Source organism: Pseudomonas sp. FP603, assembly GCF_030687415.1.
In the GTDB taxonomy this organism is placed as follows: Bacteria; Pseudomonadota; Gammaproteobacteria; order Pseudomonadales; family Pseudomonadaceae; genus Aquipseudomonas; species Aquipseudomonas wuhanensis.
The window spans coordinates 4535720-4551390 of the sequence record NZ_CP117431.1 but is presented as its reverse complement, the minus strand read 5'-3'; the positions used below and the strand labels follow the sequence as shown (position 1 = coordinate 4551390).

The 15671-nt window shown below is 58.8% G+C and carries 11 protein-coding genes and 7 pseudogenes; 10 read left to right on the top strand and 8 right to left on the bottom strand.

The window, feature by feature from the left end; translation table 11 throughout:
* Positions 1-468: 468 nt before the first annotated feature.
* The 4 genes and pseudogenes from PSH65_RS20965 to fliA all read left to right on the top strand — a co-directional run.
* Positions 469-1773: a hypothetical protein gene (locus tag PSH65_RS20965; RefSeq protein ID WP_305422161.1), complete on the top strand. Its 1305-nt coding sequence runs from the start codon at positions 469-471 to the stop codon at positions 1771-1773.
* A 117-nt stretch (positions 1774-1890) separates the two neighbouring features.
* Positions 1891-2076: pseudogene (locus tag PSH65_RS20960) on the top strand (type III effector HopAZ1); the annotation flags it as partial.
* 287 nt (positions 2077-2363) lie between these two features.
* Positions 2364-3194 (top strand): flagellar synthesis regulator FleN, encoded by an 831-nt coding sequence (gene fleN / locus PSH65_RS20955; protein WP_305422160.1) that lies wholly within the window; start codon positions 2364-2366, stop codon positions 3192-3194.
* Positions 3191-3271: pseudogene (gene fliA, locus PSH65_RS20950) on the top strand (RNA polymerase sigma factor FliA); the annotation flags it as partial. The gene fleN and the pseudogene fliA, both read left to right, overlap by 4 nt.
* A gap of 28 nt (positions 3272-3299) precedes the next feature.
* Here the strand turns inward: fliA and PSH65_RS20945 are convergent.
* A pseudogene (locus tag PSH65_RS20945) lies at positions 3300-4315 on the bottom strand (IS30 family transposase).
* Positions 4316-4370: 55 nt separating this feature from the next.
* Between PSH65_RS20945 and PSH65_RS20940 the strand changes: the two are divergent.
* From PSH65_RS20940 to PSH65_RS20915, 6 genes and pseudogenes are all read left to right on the top strand, one after another.
* Positions 4371-4589 (top strand): annotated as a pseudogene (locus PSH65_RS20940) (IS21 family transposase); the annotation flags it as partial.
* A gap of 55 nt (positions 4590-4644) precedes the next feature.
* Positions 4645-5616: a tyrosine-type recombinase/integrase gene (locus PSH65_RS20935; protein ID WP_305427029.1), complete on the top strand. Its 972-nt coding sequence runs from the start codon at positions 4645-4647 to the stop codon at positions 5614-5616.
* Positions 5613-5945 (top strand): site-specific integrase, encoded by a 333-nt coding sequence (locus PSH65_RS20930; RefSeq protein ID WP_305422159.1) that lies wholly within the window; start codon positions 5613-5615, stop codon positions 5943-5945. Before PSH65_RS20935 ends, PSH65_RS20930 begins: the two co-directional genes overlap by 4 nt.
* A 45-nt stretch (positions 5946-5990) precedes the next feature.
* The gene (locus tag PSH65_RS20925; protein ID WP_305422157.1) at positions 5991-6638 is read left to right on the top strand and encodes a tyrosine-type recombinase/integrase; all 648 of its coding nucleotides are present in this window, start codon (positions 5991-5993) and stop codon (positions 6636-6638) included.
* A gap of 109 nt (positions 6639-6747) precedes the next feature.
* Positions 6748-7011 (top strand): annotated as a pseudogene (locus PSH65_RS20920) (ATP-binding protein); the annotation flags it as partial.
* Positions 7012-7122: 111 nt separating this feature from the next.
* Positions 7123-7384 (top strand): annotated as a pseudogene (locus PSH65_RS20915) (DDE-type integrase/transposase/recombinase); the annotation flags it as partial.
* Between the two features lie 75 nt (positions 7385-7459).
* Here PSH65_RS20915 and PSH65_RS20910 read toward each other — a convergent pair.
* The 7 genes and pseudogenes from PSH65_RS20910 to PSH65_RS20885 form a co-directional block, all read right to left on the bottom strand.
* Entirely contained in the window at positions 7460-8488 is a 1029-nt protein-coding gene (locus PSH65_RS20910) for a hypothetical protein (protein ID WP_305422156.1), read from the bottom strand.
* A 428-nt stretch (positions 8489-8916) separates the two neighbouring features.
* A pseudogene (locus PSH65_RS20905) lies at positions 8917-9873 on the bottom strand (IS91 family transposase); the annotation flags it as partial.
* Between the two features lie 561 nt (positions 9874-10434).
* Positions 10435-10677, bottom strand: a complete 243-nt coding sequence (locus tag PSH65_RS31910) for a transposase zinc-binding domain-containing protein (protein ID WP_370694659.1) — start codon at positions 10675-10677, stop codon at positions 10435-10437.
* A gap of 174 nt (positions 10678-10851) precedes the next feature.
* Positions 10852-11388 carry a hypothetical protein gene (locus PSH65_RS20895; RefSeq protein ID WP_305422155.1) on the bottom strand — a complete coding sequence of 179 codons (537 nt, stop codon included), beginning with the start codon at positions 11386-11388 and terminating at the stop codon, positions 10852-10854.
* A gap of 800 nt (positions 11389-12188) precedes the next feature.
* Positions 12189-12890, bottom strand: coding sequence for a hypothetical protein (locus tag PSH65_RS20890; RefSeq protein WP_305422154.1), 702 nt, complete (start codon positions 12888-12890; stop codon positions 12189-12191).
* A gap of 1580 nt (positions 12891-14470) precedes the next feature.
* The gene (locus tag PSH65_RS31905) at positions 14471-14743 is read right to left on the bottom strand and encodes a heparin lyase I family protein (RefSeq protein ID WP_370694709.1); all 273 of its coding nucleotides are present in this window, start codon (positions 14741-14743) and stop codon (positions 14471-14473) included.
* Positions 14638-15291 (bottom strand): hypothetical protein, encoded by a 654-nt coding sequence (locus tag PSH65_RS20885; RefSeq protein WP_305422153.1) that lies wholly within the window; start codon positions 15289-15291, stop codon positions 14638-14640. The genes PSH65_RS31905 and PSH65_RS20885 overlap by 106 nt, the downstream gene beginning before the upstream one ends.
* Positions 15292-15671: the final 380 nt, after the last annotated feature.

Genomic DNA, 15671 nt, shown 5'->3' with positions numbered 1-15671 from the left:
AAGGGATGGTCTGACATAGCCAGGTAGGTCTTGGTGATCCACCGCGATCAAACCATCATCGAACAGCTGACCCACGAGATCGCCATCCTCAGCACCCAATTTAAAATCAGCTGCTGATGGGAACCGCTGAGAGCCGTTTAACACTCAGTAGTAGTGACGAGCATTCCGCACGGTTCATTACGCATCTTCGGGGAGTCGGGGCAATGAAATTCATCAAACTCTGTGTGTTCAGCTTGGCCATGATTTTCGGGACTTCGGGACTTCGGGGCTGGCCATGGTCAGTCAGGACGCCCATGCGGGATGTGGGCGCTTCGGTTGCCGTTGAGTAGCGGCGCTCGGCCCTAAATCGTATTTGAGCCTTCGTTAAAGCAGGACACACACCAACGGTGGATGGTCAGGCGGGTCTCAACGCCAGGCGCTCTACTCGTCTGCATCCCTTTCAGGATTCGTTATATAAGGTGAATACGTATGTTTACCCGTGTTAGCGCACTCCCACCGCAGTTGCAGTTCAATCCAACTTCTGCTATCGCGGAACTGAGTAACGTGCGAGTCGCTCACGACCCCACAGAGCTCTCTGCGCAAAAACTGGAGGCTTTCAAGGAGAGCATCGGGCAATTCTTTAACGTACATGTGACACCTGAAAACCTTGATGTGATCAGGCAGATCGTCACGGACCGTGCCGAAAAAATCTTGGCGATGGGCCATACACCCGAGATGTTCGAAGCGAACATGCAGAAAGCATATGGGCTTGATCAAGTGGCCCAGGCGGCAATCGGTTTCATTCGAGCAACGCCTTTCGCGGGTGCGTCGGTGTTGACCGACTTAGAAAGCTCATTATTTCCTCCAGGGGCATCGCCGGCATTGAAGGGTGTGATTAGTGGCCTGGTCTCAGGCGCCATGGACACGGTCGGGACGAGCATCATGAATCGTGCGACCCGCGACTCGTTATGGATGCGAGCGCCCGCAGACAAGCTGGAGCCGATCATGGCCGAGGCCTTGGCACGCAACCAGGCCAGTCTCGGCAGAAAGAGCCTTGAGGCCTCGGTGGCGTCTCAGACCTACACCGTGCGTAACGTCCTGCGGATGGTCGTTGCCGCATCGGTCACTGCTACCCAAGGAGCCGAAAGTGCCCGTCGCTGGGACACCGGGGTCACGGCCATTGGAGGCTTGATCGCCAATGCCGGATTTGCCACTAAATTGCATCAGAATGAACGACGTGATTACCGTGCCGGCCCCGCTTTTCTCCTGGGGCGTATTGACTGGGAAGATCAGTACAAGGCGCTATCGACCACGGACTTGATCCGGGGGCCGATTACCAATGGCAGTAAAGTTATGGGGCGCATGGCGTTGAGTTGTTTGACCGATACCCTGAATGCCTTGGGCACGAGCGTTCAAGCCAGCAGCATGGTCAAGAACGTTGGCGCCTTGGGCGGCGGTTTTGCCGCCACCAGCGTCCTGCGCGAAATGACCCGCAACGCGGCCACTCTCCAAGGCCTGCCCCCGGCAGTTGTGGCAGCGGCTGACCACGCGGTGAACACCGTGGCGTCAGCTGCCGTTTTCAGCGCCTGGGCGACTGCGGACGTCATGACCTCGCCCTTCACCGAAAAGGCAGTCGAGTTCATCCATGAAAGCGTGCCCAAAGGACTGGGTCAGCTCTCCCATCGCGTCGGCGACGGTGCCACTTCGGGCGCCGACAGCGTGGCACGGCGGGTGAACCATCTGTTCAACCGGCGGCCAGTCGGCGACAGGCCGCGAGGTGATGGATCAGCCTAGCCAGAATGGGGCGGCTTAGGGGGAGCATCCTCGCTGTTGTGATTCTGAGGGTCGCCCCCGCTGCTCGTCTGGCATGTTCGCCAGGAAGGACTGCTCGGTCACTTGAGTCGAGCGCGAACTGGGACTTTTGGGGAAATGATCCCACTGGATGCCGATGCCATTGAAAGAAGTACCAAGGAAGCCAAGCGAGATCTCTTCCACTTCTTTGCCGGCAAAGGAATCTGCGAAGACGAAGTTCCAAAACTGATACATCGCACACCGCATGAGAGAGATAGATCTATTTTTCTGGCTCGATGGAAGTAAGGCAGGACACGCAGAATTATCCTCCGGACACGATACGCTCGGAGGTTCTGCCAATTTGCCGACCAGACCTGTTTTTGCCAACACATAAGGCACTTCTGAAGTCCCAGCGAAGAAGCCATGGCTGACATGTTCGCTGATATTTACCACAGTCCCAACAACCAGGTTGGCTGAGGTACTAATGAACAGTTTTTGTACCTACATCGATGGTCTGCCATGCATTGTTCAAATGATGAACGCGCAGCCCGTAATGTGGCCTCCGTCTATGCAAGACAAGGTAAAGAAATAACATGGGCAGCATGCATCCCGTACAGGTGATCGCGGTGACCGGCGGCAAAGGTGGCGTCGGGAAGACTAACGTGTCAGTGAACTTGTCCCTGGCTCTAGCTGAGCTCGGCCGGCGCGTCATGCTGCTGGACGCTGATCTGGGGCTGGCGAACGTCGACGTTCTGTTGGGGCTGACACCCAAACGTACCCTGGCCGACGTGATCGAAGGCCGCTGTGAGCTGCGCGACGTTCTGTTGCAAGGCCCCGGTGGCATCCGCATCGTCCCGGCCGCGTCCGGCACACAAAGCATGGTTCATCTGAGCCCGGCCCAGCACGCCGGCCTGATCCAGGCTTTCAGCGATATCGGCGACAACCTCGACGTCCTGGTGATCGACACCGCTGCGGGTATTGGTGACTCGGTAGTCAGTTTTGTCCGCGCCGCGCAAGAAGTCTTGCTGGTGGTTTGCGACGAGCCGACCTCGATAACCGATGCCTACGCACTGATCAAACTGCTGAACCGCGATTACGGCATGAACCGCTTCCGCGTCCTGGCCAACATGGCCCAGAGCCCTCAGGAAGGTCGCAACCTGTTCGCCAAGTTGACCAAGGTCACCGACCGCTTCCTCGACGTCGCCCTGCAATACGTTGGCGCCGTGCCTTACGACGAAAGCGTGCGCAAGGCTGTGCAGAAGCAGCGTGCAGTCTACGAAGCCTTCCCGCGGTCCAAATGCGCCCTGGCGTTCAAGGCGATTGCGCAGAAGGTCGACACCTGGCCGTTGCCTACCAATCCGCGTGGGCATCTGGAGTTTTTCGTCGAGCGCCTCGTGCAACAGACCGCAGGACCCGTCCTATGACAGCCAGTGGCTACAACCTCTACAAGAAGTCGGCGCGTGACGCGCAGTACGAGCTGATCGAGCGTTACGCGCCACTGGCGGTTGCAGGAGTTGAGTGCAACACGGTTATTGGATTGAAGTGGGCGCATCGTGCCGCATAGCCATGGCCTTTTGCATCACCTCACTCATCATTTCGATCGGACATTGAAATCGAAGCGTGTTTACGGGCGCATATCACGTTGCAGCAGGCAATGGCATCCAGTTCTTCCTGGCTGTGTCCGCACAAGTCCGTGCCCTTGGGCAGGTACTGGCGGATCGGCCATTGATGTTTTCGTTACTGCCCGCAGCGCTGCAGCTGTGCGGGTCGCAGAAGTAATACGCGATGCCTGGGTGATCTCGGCGTGTCGCGCCATCTCCCGGCCCTGGTCGTAGGTCATGCTCTTGCGCATTGCCAGCGGCATGCCATTGAGCGCTGCACTGAAGCCCTCCATCGCCGAGGTTGCCGTCGCATCATTCATCTTCACCAGCATCAGGTAGCCACTGGTGCGCTCCACCAACGTGCCTACGGACGAGGCGTTGGCCTTACCCTTGATCAGGTCGCCGTCCAATGCCCGGCATCAGACGGTCTTCAATCTCCGGCGGACGCACATGGATGCTGACCATCTCGGGAATCTGGCCGCGCCGATCCACGCCACCAGAGCGCGGCCTGTGTTGTCTTGCTTTGGCGCAGACAGATGATCAGCTCCTTACGCAGCTCGCCGACCGGCAAGGCATAGATCGTTATAGATCGTCTCGCGACAGACGTAGGCATCTCTGAGGCTGGGAATGTTCATGCTGCGCAGCTTGCCGGCAATCTGCTCGGGAGACAAACGCTCACGCAGCATATGAGCCACCAACTTGAAGCGCTCGCTACCCGGCAACAGCTTTCGCATTGGTCGACAAACCTGGCGGCGGGCCTGCATCTGCTGCTGGGCCACACGGGCCGAGTAGCCGCCGCAGGCATCTCGATTGCGGCGCAGCTCCCGGCTGATGGTCGAAGGGGATCGGGTGATCAAGCAGGCAATCCTACGCAGGCTGAAGCCTTGGGCATGACCGATTTGAATGGTGGCGCGCTCTTCAACGCTGAGTTCGGAATAAGACATAGGGGCTGCACCGTACCGGAAAGGTCAGGTGTTGCACTCAGATTTTTCCGCCGCCATGCGTAAGATTCGAGAAGTACTACGTCTCAAATTTGAGGTCGGCCTATCTGCCCGCCAGGTTGCTGCCAGCTTGCAAGTTGGGCGAGCCAGCGTCGGGGATTACCTCAATCGCTTTGCTGCCAGCGGGCTGATTTGGCCCTCTGCTCTGACCGATTCCGAGCTGCAACGAAGTCTTTTCCCGCCACCGCTCGCTCTCCCCAGTGATCAACGTCCGATACGTAACGTGGCACTACCCCTTCCATGCCGGCATGCTGCGCAGAAGGGGGACCACCATGTTCTCCACTGAGACCGCACTCGACTTGACCATTGCGCGCTATCTGCAACTTCGGCGATCGCTTGGTCGAGCTTATGGAAATGAAGAGCGTGTCCTCACATCGGTCCGCCAGTTCCTGGTGGCGGCGACATGTACGGATCTGGACTACGATCGCTTCCTTGGGTGGTGCAACACGCTCGCCGGGCTTAACGCCACGGTGCGACGCAAACGGCAGCGCATCGTGCGCAACTTTTGTCTGTATCAACAGCGCACCGAACCGCAGTGCTTTGTGCCCGACCCCAACCACTTTCCGCGACCCTGTCCCGCTGTCACCCCCGTCATCTTCGGTTCGAGCGAGGTCGCGAGTATGCTCGCGGCTGCCGAGCAATTGGGTCCGGTGCCCACCTCGCCTCTGCGGCCAGCGGTCCTGCGGCTGGCCGTCGTGCTCCTCTATACCGCAGGACTATGTCGCGGCGAACTGCTACGGCTGACCCTGGCCGATGCCGATTCGGCGCAAGGCGTATTGCATATCCGCGAATCGAAGTTCCACAAATCCCGATTCGTTCCACTATCGCAGGACGCCCATCGTGAGCTGCGCGTCTATCTCAAGCAGCGGCGGGCGCCGCCCTTCAGCATCACACCGAATTCTCCCTTGCTGTGCAACTGCGCTAGAGGCTTGCGCGGCTATACGGGGACAGGAATAAGCGGTGGCATAAAAACGCTATTCCAAGCTGCGGATGTTCACAGTAGCGATGGCCGACGGCCGCGGATTCATTACTTTCGGCATAGCTTTGCCGTCCAGGCACTGCTGCGTTGGTATCGGCAAGGCGCCGATGTGCAATCCAACTTGCCGAAACTAGCGTTGTATATGGGGCACGTGTCGATCGTCTCTACCGCTTATTACCTGCGTTGGATGCCGGATATTGCGGCAGCGGCCAGTGATCGCTTCCAGGCCCACTTTGGCCATTTGATTGCTGGAGGTGCGCCATGAAACCCGCTCGACCCAACTCGCTTGGCAATTGCATCACGCACTTCTTCCGGGAATATCTGCCCGAGCTCCGTGGCATGAGCCTGCACACGATTCGCAGTTATCGCGATGCCGTCGTGCTGTTCTTGCGATTTGCCTCAGCTCGCAGCAAACGGGGCGTCGAGGATTTGGAACTCGACGATTTTACGGCAGAGCAGGTCAGCCAATTCCTGACGCATCTGGAACAGGAGCGTCACAATGGTGTCGCGACGCGCAATGCACGGCTAGCGGCTATCCACACTTTTGCCCGATTCCTGGCCAGCGAACACCCGGAGCATCTAGCCGAGTTGTAGCGGGTGCTTGGGCTGCCGTTCAAGCGCGGCGCCCGCAGTGTACCAATGGCGTATTTCGAGCCTGACGAAGTCGACGCGATGCTCAAGAGCATTGATCGCACTACCGACTCGTGGCGGCGCGACTATGCGTTGTTTGCGCTGATGTTCAATACCGGTGCTCGCGTGCAGGAGGTACTCGATCTGCAGGTACGCGACGTGAGAACCGAGCCGCCGCACCAAGTACGTCTGCGTGGCAAGGGCGGGAAGATTCGTTTATGCCCCATCTGGCCGCATACTGCGGCGCTGCTGCGGGAACTGGCTCAGCAGTCGGCACAGACCATAGCGCCGGAGGCGTTTCTGTTCACCAACCGCCACGGTGCCAAGCTTACGCGGTTCGGTGTTCGCTACCTGCTCAAGAAATATGTGGCAGCGGGTACACCGGCGGCCAACACCATGCGAGAGAAGCGACTTCATCCGCATTCGCTTCGACACGCCACAGCGGTTCATTTGCTCAAGGCTGGCGTTGACTTCGCCACAATTAGCCAGTGGCTGGGCCATGCGACGCTGAACACGACCATGGTCTATGCCCGGGTGGATTTGGACATCAAACGCCAAGCGCTTGCCCAGGTGTTCCCCGAAGTGTTGGCGTCGCCACGTGCCGGGCACCTGTCGCCGGCTGCGGTCGATGTGGTCGATTGGTTGAAACGGCTGTGAGTGGTTATGTGGAGTTCGGGCGGTTGGAGTCGGCGCAGCGCGCCATTTTTGCGGCTCAACTCCACATAACGGGGTGCGCAACATAAATCCAGTAATGTTGAGCTCAACATTACTGGACAACTGGGGTCTGGCTCCGTTTACCGCCGCGCAACGGCGCGACATGCTGGAACTGCTCGACGACCGTTACGGTCACCGCTCAACGCTGGTGACCAGCCAGATGCCGGTGGACAAGTGGCACGAGCTGATCGGCGATCCGACCTTGGCTGACGCAATCCTTGACCGGTTGGTGCACAACGCTTACCGCGTCGAACTGAAGGGCGAATCGATGCGCAGGCGCTCGACGAAATTGACGACAGCGGGTACTTCAGACTAACAATGCAAACCTGCGTCGCTACGCTCCGACTGCCCGGCCGGATAAGCGTGGAACAGGTGGCCGGATGATAGTGGAATGAGTGGCCGGATGGCGTGGAATCCGCAGGTATTGCTAAAGCAGGAAGGCAAATGCCCTCCGGACGTGGAGCAGCGACAGGTGAAGTACCTGAACAACGCTATTGAGTGCGATCATGGAAAACTAAAGCGCATAATCAATCCATTCCAATGCTGGGGTTCAAATCCCGTAAAACGGCGTATGCAACGATAAAAGGGATAGAGACCCTGCGAGCCCTTCGCAAAGGTCAGGCAGAATCCTGGTATTACGGGCACCCTCAGGCGAAGTGCGCCTGGTTAATAGGGTTTTCGGCCTCTGAGCCCTATTTGAAGAGCAAACCACAGCTCAGGATCCTATTTGCAACAGTGCCCCGGAACCAACCCCGAAACCACCGTTACGAATTTTCTGTTTCAGCTGCAGCCTTTAGGGCCACTCGGGCTCGGGTTTTACGCGTATTCAGCGCGCCTTTGGTCATCATCTTCGTCGGATCCAGCGGGTCCGGCACCATTGTCCGGTGATACCGCGTGCTTTTGGTAATCATCTTCGTCGGATCCTGCGGGTAATCCGGGTCCGGCACCTTTTCCTGACTCCGCACGCTTTGCGGTGCGTTTGACCTGATAAAAGCTGGATGGCCGAATCCTGGCGAAGGATTGAATGCTGCCGGATAGTGGCCAGCGTCGGATGTGGGCAGTGATTCATTCACCGGTGATGGGGGGCTCGCCTCAGGCCCGCGCCGCAAGTCTGAGGATCCAGCTTGCGCGTTTACCTGTCGGCGATCCGGTGCCAGGGCCAGATGGGGTAATCCTCTTGGCTGATTGTCGGTTGCCGGCCTTACTAGCTTGCTCGTGGTCGTGCTGCCCGATGGCAGGGCTGGCCCCGAGAAGCCCGACCGACTCTCTCCCTGATCCAAAGCACGAAGCCGTTGCGCTGCTTCATACGCATCCTTCTCATTACTCAATCTGCCTGCTATGACGGGTTTTAAGTCATCGAGCGTATAATCATTGTGGAGTCCGCGCTGAGCCCGCATCGAATTCAAATCATTCAGCATTTTCGGTGTGTTGTCGCGACGGAACGCCTCTAGCGACACTTTACTCAGATAGGTTCTTGAGTCAGGTGAAACCGACCTGCGCGGTGCTTCCCACTCGGTGGGCGGGGGGGCTGACTGCATCGAGGACCCGGAAGCAAGGTTTCGGCTTGCCTGGTACTGATCCACGTGCCGTTTCACGTCCTGTCGGTGTACGCTGCGGGCTTTTGGCCCACCGCTTCGTTTAAAATCCGATTGCGGATACTCGGCTTCTAACTTTCTCTGGCCCCCAGGAGTGCGGAGGTCGTTGATGATCGTGGTGCGTTGCGAAATATCGGTCGTATTTTCTTCTGCCAGGTACGCGGCGAGGTATGCAGAATGTGGGGAAAGGGGGCGCACTTTTTTCTCCTTATGGGATAAGTAGCAGGCAGCTTCTGCGTAAGATCGTTAGACCGAATCCTACGGGCATAGGCATAGGCATAGGCATAGGCATAGGGCAGGGATGTTTGAATGGTCTGGGGGGCGAGTTGGGTTCCAGGGCGGGACAATCGACGGAGGGTGTAGAGTGCCGGAGTCCTCGGGTGGTGAGCTTTGTAGTCCGATGTACCGGCTGAAAGAAGGAATATTTAACATGAGTGCGTTTCTCGATGTATAGGAAATTCAATAATTCCTAACCAGGGTCATGAGCTGAAAAGGCATCATCGAGACTTTTCCAACGTGGCGTCGATGTCAGGGAAAAATGTTTTTCACCCATCGCCCGCGTCGAAAAAGGGGCCGAAAGCGACTTTTCTCTACCTTTTCCAGATTTCGGACGCACCTCTCCCGCATCAAGCCCGCACATACCTCATCCGCGCGATCGCGTGGGCATGGGTAACCAGCCCCTTCACTGTCAGCCCACTGATCGCCGCCGTGTACACCATCCGCGCGCCGCACAGCACGCAGCTGAACGGATCGACATTTAAAAACGCTTTCGCCATCTGTGCGAAATACAGCTTTGGCGTCGGCCCCGGCTTTGCCATCTTCAGGGCTTCGTATACCTGCGGCAGGTATTTCCCACACACCCGGTTGGCCAGAAAGCCGAAATAGCGGATCATCCGGAAATGCTTTTCCGGGATGTGCTGCACCCGGCGCAGCATGTCGGCCTGGCTCAGCGACTCCTGCTGATAGGTCTGCGTGCGGTGATCCAGGTAGGTGAAGCTCAGCGTCGCGCCCGATGTGTAATGCGCTAGGCGACTGCCCGAGATCGGAGGCTTCTTCAGGTAACGGCCCAGGTAATTCACGGTCTTTCGCCCGTTTTCCGTCTTCTTCGACCGGTAGATGTGCCAGTGCTGGCCACCCGCGGTGAGCACCAGGCGGCGCCAGTCGCTTTCGCAGGTGATGTGGGCCAGCTCTGGTGGTAGCGTGATCTGACCCCACTGCCCCAAAAGATAATTGCGCACATTCCACATCCAACGCTGGCGCATCGCCTTTTCGTGAAATGACAGGTTTTTCCAGACGCCCTGCCCATCCAGGCCACCAGCAGTCGCCGAGAGGTGCACGTGAGGGTGCCAGTTAAGCCGTCGGCCGTAGGTGTGGAGCGCGCCAAACAGCCCGATGCGCAAACCTCGCCGCCTGGCGGCATACAACAGGTTGTCCGCCGCCAGGCGGCACAGCGCATCGAGCAGAGCACGGTTGTGAAAGAACAGCGGCCACAGCGTGTCGGGCAGCGTAAACACCAGGTGGTACCAGGCGCAGTCGGGCAAGCGGTTGTGTTGGACGGCGATCCACTGATCGGTGGCTTTTTTGGTGCGCCAGGCATGGCGCGTTGCGCGCAAGCGCAACCAGTTTGGCTGTGGTGGCCACGCTGGTGACTTGGAGGTGAAAGTCCTCTACACACCCGGCAAGGGGAAGTGTTAGCCGGAGGCAAGGGTGTCGCGGGCGACTGCGAATCTGAAGGAAGCCCGAGGCAAAATGCTGGCCTGACGAACAGGAAGCGGATTAGGCGGTGCAGCGGGGTAAGGTAGCCAAAATTGCCAAAGCCCAATACTTGCACGGAACGCTGTGACGTAGATCCGACAGGCATAAGCAGGAAGGTCGCGCGAATTACCCTGGGAGATCTGTTTAGCCTGCCATGTGCTACCGGCGTCGCGAGATGGCGGGATGGGCGACAGAAGTCAGCAGAGGTCGTAGTAGACGCTCGAAACCGGAGCGATGAAGGGCTGAACCTGCCATGAGTGGATAGTCGGGTGTGATCTCTGTTGGATCGTAAAGCAGAAACTCCGCGTAGCGGGGGGCGAGACCATCAGGAGGTAGGAGCCGGAAGCTCCGAGGGCCGGTCTGGGCGCTTAGATACCGCAGGCGACACATCAACGGAACCAAACTCGCTGACGTTGTTTGTCAGTAGGCAGGAACCGCCGTATACGGAACCGTATGTACGGTGGTGTGAGAGGACGGCGGATGTAAATCCGCCTCCTACTCGATCCGCACGACGGACAGGCTCGGCAGTGGCAGGTGTTGCACCGGTATTTGACGTGCGGGCAGTGCCCATCGCCGCAGGTGCAGTGCTTCACGCCCAGGATCGAGGTGCCGCTGGCCAGCATTTTGCTCACCGATTCCACTTCGATGGCGTAGACCGCTGCCCTCCAGCAACCCTGGCCAGCCGCCGTTGGCCGTGAACAGGTTTTTCAAAGGCGGGGTTTGAAGCCAGCGGACCGGCTGGAACGGGCTATGGAGTGGCGTCGAGCGGTTAGGACAGTGCCCCTCACGTCAGCGGGCCATCCAGACTATTGTGGTCCACGCGCGGCCTGCAGCAGGGCATCGATGCGCGCCCTACTTGCCCCCAGTCCGGCGGCGCGCAGGGCGCTGGCGACTTGGTCACGACCTCTCAACGCCCCGTCGTCGTTGTGCAGGTGCGCGTTGATCTGAGCATCCGTGGCGCTGGACCGGAGCCGTGCCGCCCCGGCGGCCCGCAGCGCCGCCGCGATACGCCTATTATCTGCCCCCAATCCGGCGGCGTGCAGGGCGCTGGCGACGCCGCTGCGAGTTCTCAACGCCCCGTCGGTGTTGTGCAGGTGCGCGGTGATCTGCTCATCCGTGGCGCTTCGCAGACGCCGTGCCGACCCGGCGGCCTGCAGCTGGGCCGCGATGCGCGCGCTACCTGCCCCCAATCCGGCGGCGTGCAGGGCGCTGGCGACGTCCTTGTGAGTTCTCAACCCGTCGTCGTTGTGCAGGTGCGCGGTGATCTGATTATCCGTGGCGCCTCGCCGTTTTGGCGGCTGGCCTTCGGACGCTGCCCCCGACCGAGAGGACAGGGAGGGCACCTGGTAGGGTGCGCTGCTTACCGCATGAGCGGGCCGGTTCCGGCTAGACCCGGGAACACCTGTCGAGGCGCCGGCCGAGCCATCGTGGGAAAAGGCCATGCCCCGTGTACTGACCGAGGCACTCGACGGCAGCAGCGGACCTGAATTCCGAGGATTGTTTTGCCCCATCGTGGCTGGTGCCCGCTGGCCCCGTGAAGATTGCGCGGCTTGATAGCTGGAAATCGATGGTTGTTGTCCGCTTAAGACAGAGGATGCTTGACCATATGTCGAGGCAGGGAGCCTTCGCTTTTTACCCCCGCATGTGGAAGAGCTCGCCCTCGTTGCCTGGCTTGCCGAGGGGGCGGCCATCGCAGGGGTTGATTCAGGATCAGGGACATTGGAATGGAAGCCTGCATCCTCACCTGGCACCGGTTCGTTTGGCAGCTGACGCTTCAGGTTATCAATCTGCCGATCAACTGCGCCGTCCATGTTGGCCAGGGACGCTCTTTGTCCTTCTAGCTGCGCAATTTTCTGAAAGATATCCAGCCTATTTGCCGCAGGGCGTGCGCCCGTGTGGGTCGCTTGTGACGGTGCATTTTGTGGCAAGTTACGAGATTGTTCCATGTCCGGCATAGGGTAAACGTAACTGGGTGAGTAAGGCGATAGGGGGTGCATATAGTTGTTCCTGCGAAGTGCTGGGGGTGTCCAAATACGTAGAGCTAGTCTAAGAACTCACGCACAAGACGCATGTCTACGTCTTGTGAGTGGCTTAGCAAACGTAAAATGATTAAAAATAATTGGACGCAAGTGGGTTATCTAGATTATTGCGGTCCACGCGCGGCCTGCAGCTGGGCATCGATGCGCGCGCTACTTGCCCCCAGTCCGGCGGCGTGCAGGGCGCTGGCGACGTCCTTGTGAGTTCTCAACGACCCGTCGTCGTTGTGCAGGTGCGCGGTGATCTGCTCATCCGTGGGGCCGGGCAGGTGTCGTACCCCCCCGGCGGCCTGCCACAGGGCCGCGATGCGCGTGTTACCTGCTCCCAATCCGGCGGCGTGCAGGGCGCTGGCGACGGCACTTTGAGTTCTCAACGACCCGTCGGTGTTGTGCAGGTGCGCGGTGATCTGCTCATCCGTGGCGCCGCGCAGTTTCCGTGCCCCCCCGGCGGCCTGCAGCCGGGCCGTGATGCGCGATGTATCTGCCCCCAATCCGGCGGCGTGCAGGGCGCTGATGACGTCAGTTTGAGTTCTCAACGACCCGTCGTCGTTGTGCAGGTGCGCGTCGATCTGAGCATCCGTGGCGCCGCGCAGTTTCCGTGCCGACCCGGCGGCCTGCAGCTGGGCCGCGATGCGCGCGCTACCTGCCCCCAATCCGGCGGCGTGCAGGGCGCTGGCGACGCCGCTGCGAGTTCTCAACGCCCCGTCGGTGTTGTGCAGGTGCGCGGTGATCTGCTCATCCGTGGCGCCTCGCCGTTTTGGCGGCTGGCCTTCGGACGCTGCCCCCGACCGAGAGGACAGGGAGGGCACCTGGTAGGGTGCGCTGCTTACCGCATGAGCGGGCCGGTTCCGGCTAGACCCGGGAACACCTGTCGAGGCGCCGGCCGAGCCATCGTGGGAAAAGGCCATGCCCCGTGTACTGACCGAGGCACTCGACGGCAGCAGCGGACCTGAATTCCGAGGATTGTTTTGCCCCATCGTGGCTGGTGCCCGCTGGCCCCGTGAAGATTGCGCGGCTTGATAGCTGGAAATCGATGGTTGTTGTCCGCTTAAGACAGAGGATGGTTGACCATATGTCGAGGCAGGGAGCCTTCGCTTTTTACCCCCGCATGTGGAAGAGCTCGCCCTCGTTGCCTGGCTTGCCGAGGGGGCGGCCATCGCAGGGGTTGATTCAGGATCAGGGACATTGGAATGGAAGCCTGCATCCTCACCTGGCACCGGTTCGTTTGGCAGCTGACGCTTCAGGTTATCAATCTGCCGATCAACTGCGCCGTCCATGTTGGCCAGGGACGCTCTTTGTCCTTCTAGCTGCGCAATTTTCTGAAAGATATCCAGCCTATTTGCCGCAGGGCGTGCGCCCGTGTGGGTCGCTTGTGACGGTGCATTTTGTGGCAAGTTACGAGATTGTTCCATGTCCGGCATAGGGTAAACGTAACTGGGTGAGTAAGGCGATAGGGGGTGCATATAGTTGTTCCTGCGAAGTGCTGGGGGTGTCCAAATACGTAGAGCTAGTCTAAGAACTCACGCACAAGACGCATGTCTACGTCTTGTGAGTGGCTTAGCAAACGTAAAATGATTAAAAATAATTGGACGCAAGTGGGTTATCTAGATTATTGCGGTCCACGCGCGGCCCGCAGCGCCGCCGCGATACGCCTATTATCTGCCCCCAATCCGGCGGCGTGCAGGGCGCTGGCGACGTCGCTCCGAGTTCTCAACGCCCCCTCGTCGTTGTGCAGGTGCGCGTCGATCTGAGCATCCGTGGCGCCGCGCAGTTTCCGTGCCCCCCGGCGGCCTGCAGCCGGGCCGTGATGCGCGATGTATCTGCCCCCAATCCGACGGCGTGCAGGGCGCTGGCGACGCCGCTGCGAGTTCTCAACGACCCGTCGTCTTATCTGAGGGAAGCTCCGAACTGATCGTTGCCCTGTTCGTACCAGTAGGAACCATTGGAATCAAGTCTGTAGCGGCCGCTGGGGGTAAAATAGGGGTTGGTGTTGTACTTGGCGCTCTATAGGGGCGAGAGGCTGTTGATTATGGGAAATATTAGGTTCCATCCGTTACAAGTTCCTTCCATTACATATAAATGCCAAGCCTATAAGGCCCAAGGGGGGGCCGAAGATTGGTTCATGACCGGGTGCTAGAGCTTTGAAAGAGCCAACGCAATGGTGCAGCTCCGCCTTGATCGGCTCATCCGAGGTGTTTTCGAGTTTGTGTCGCGTGACTTCGGAGGTTGCCGAAGCGCACACCGACTGCTCCACCCATAAAAACTTCTGGGAGAAATTGCGGAACTGGCCAGTAGTCATGAATGCCGGTATTACTACTTACCCCTCAGCTGCTGGACAGTGCCCAGAATGGATTCGTACCCGGCAAATGAACTGATTACAACTCTTCGGTCATTGGCGTAATGGAGAGGCAATATTGAACCCCGAGAAATAGCTGACCGCAGGCGTCCCATCGCCTTCATTGCGGTATTGTCCGAATTTGGCATACGCGTTGTCACTTCGGGTATCAAACATGGTCGAGATTCCGGATTTATCAAAAATGTCCTGTCCATTCTTCGTCACGCTGATCGAACCGTCGCCGATGTCGCGCTTGAAATCAATTTGAAAATCCGTCCACTTGCCCACGTCTTTGGAGGCGTCTCCAGGCTGGCCAATGTTGAACACTTTAGAGGGTGCATTGCTGGCGTCACTAGTTTTAAGGTGCAACTGATACTGGCCATCCAAGCACGCGGGCTGGGCTTGGCGTTGTTGTGGTCCAGCACCTGAAAGAAAGTGCCGTCGTTGTCTGCCTCACGCTTCATGCCAAAAGTAAAGCGGTAGGGCTGCCCTTCTTGCAATAGGGTTTCACTCTTGATTTCAGCCCGGGGACTGGTGGAATTTTGAGTGTAATGACCTTTGTTGAAACCCACCTTTATCACCTCGCCACGCTCCGGATCATTAGCCAAGGCAATCACATCCTGTGGCGACTTCTGCACGCTAAGCTGGTGGCCCAGTACAGGTGAAGCAGAGGGAACATTTCCCCTTCCCCCCGTCCTATTTGTGCCCGGACGAACACTTTCCTGCGTCGGGTCTTGAGTAGGCGCGCGCTCGTTACAACTGGCTTGGCGGCGACCCGTTTCGCCAAAGCTATCCGGCTGCGACGTACCTGCGTCGCTCATAATAGCTTGAAGACGCTTGATAAAATCGACGATAAGAGCAATGAACTGGGCCAACGGCTCCGACTGGGCTTTGCCACCCAGACAGCATGTGTGCGCATGCGGATCATTGCTCCTCCCTGAGAAGTCGACGTGCGATGCCCTTGGATTGCGTATAAACGAAACAGGTGAATCGGCGCCCTGAGCCGCACCACCCCAAGGCTGTCGAAGGCGCATATCCGCCTGCGCCGAACACAACGGGGGATGCTGCGAGCGGCTCGAATTTTAATCCTGTGGGATAGCCCTTGCATTCTAAAAAGTGGTGAGACACTAGGAACGAATGCAGTGAGCCCCCGGAGCTCTGCCAATCCCCATGCAGCACACATCAGATTTGGCAGCACGCAGTATCGCCGGACGTGAAGCCTCGGCTGGTCTCGGTCGTATGGCTGGGGCGGTAG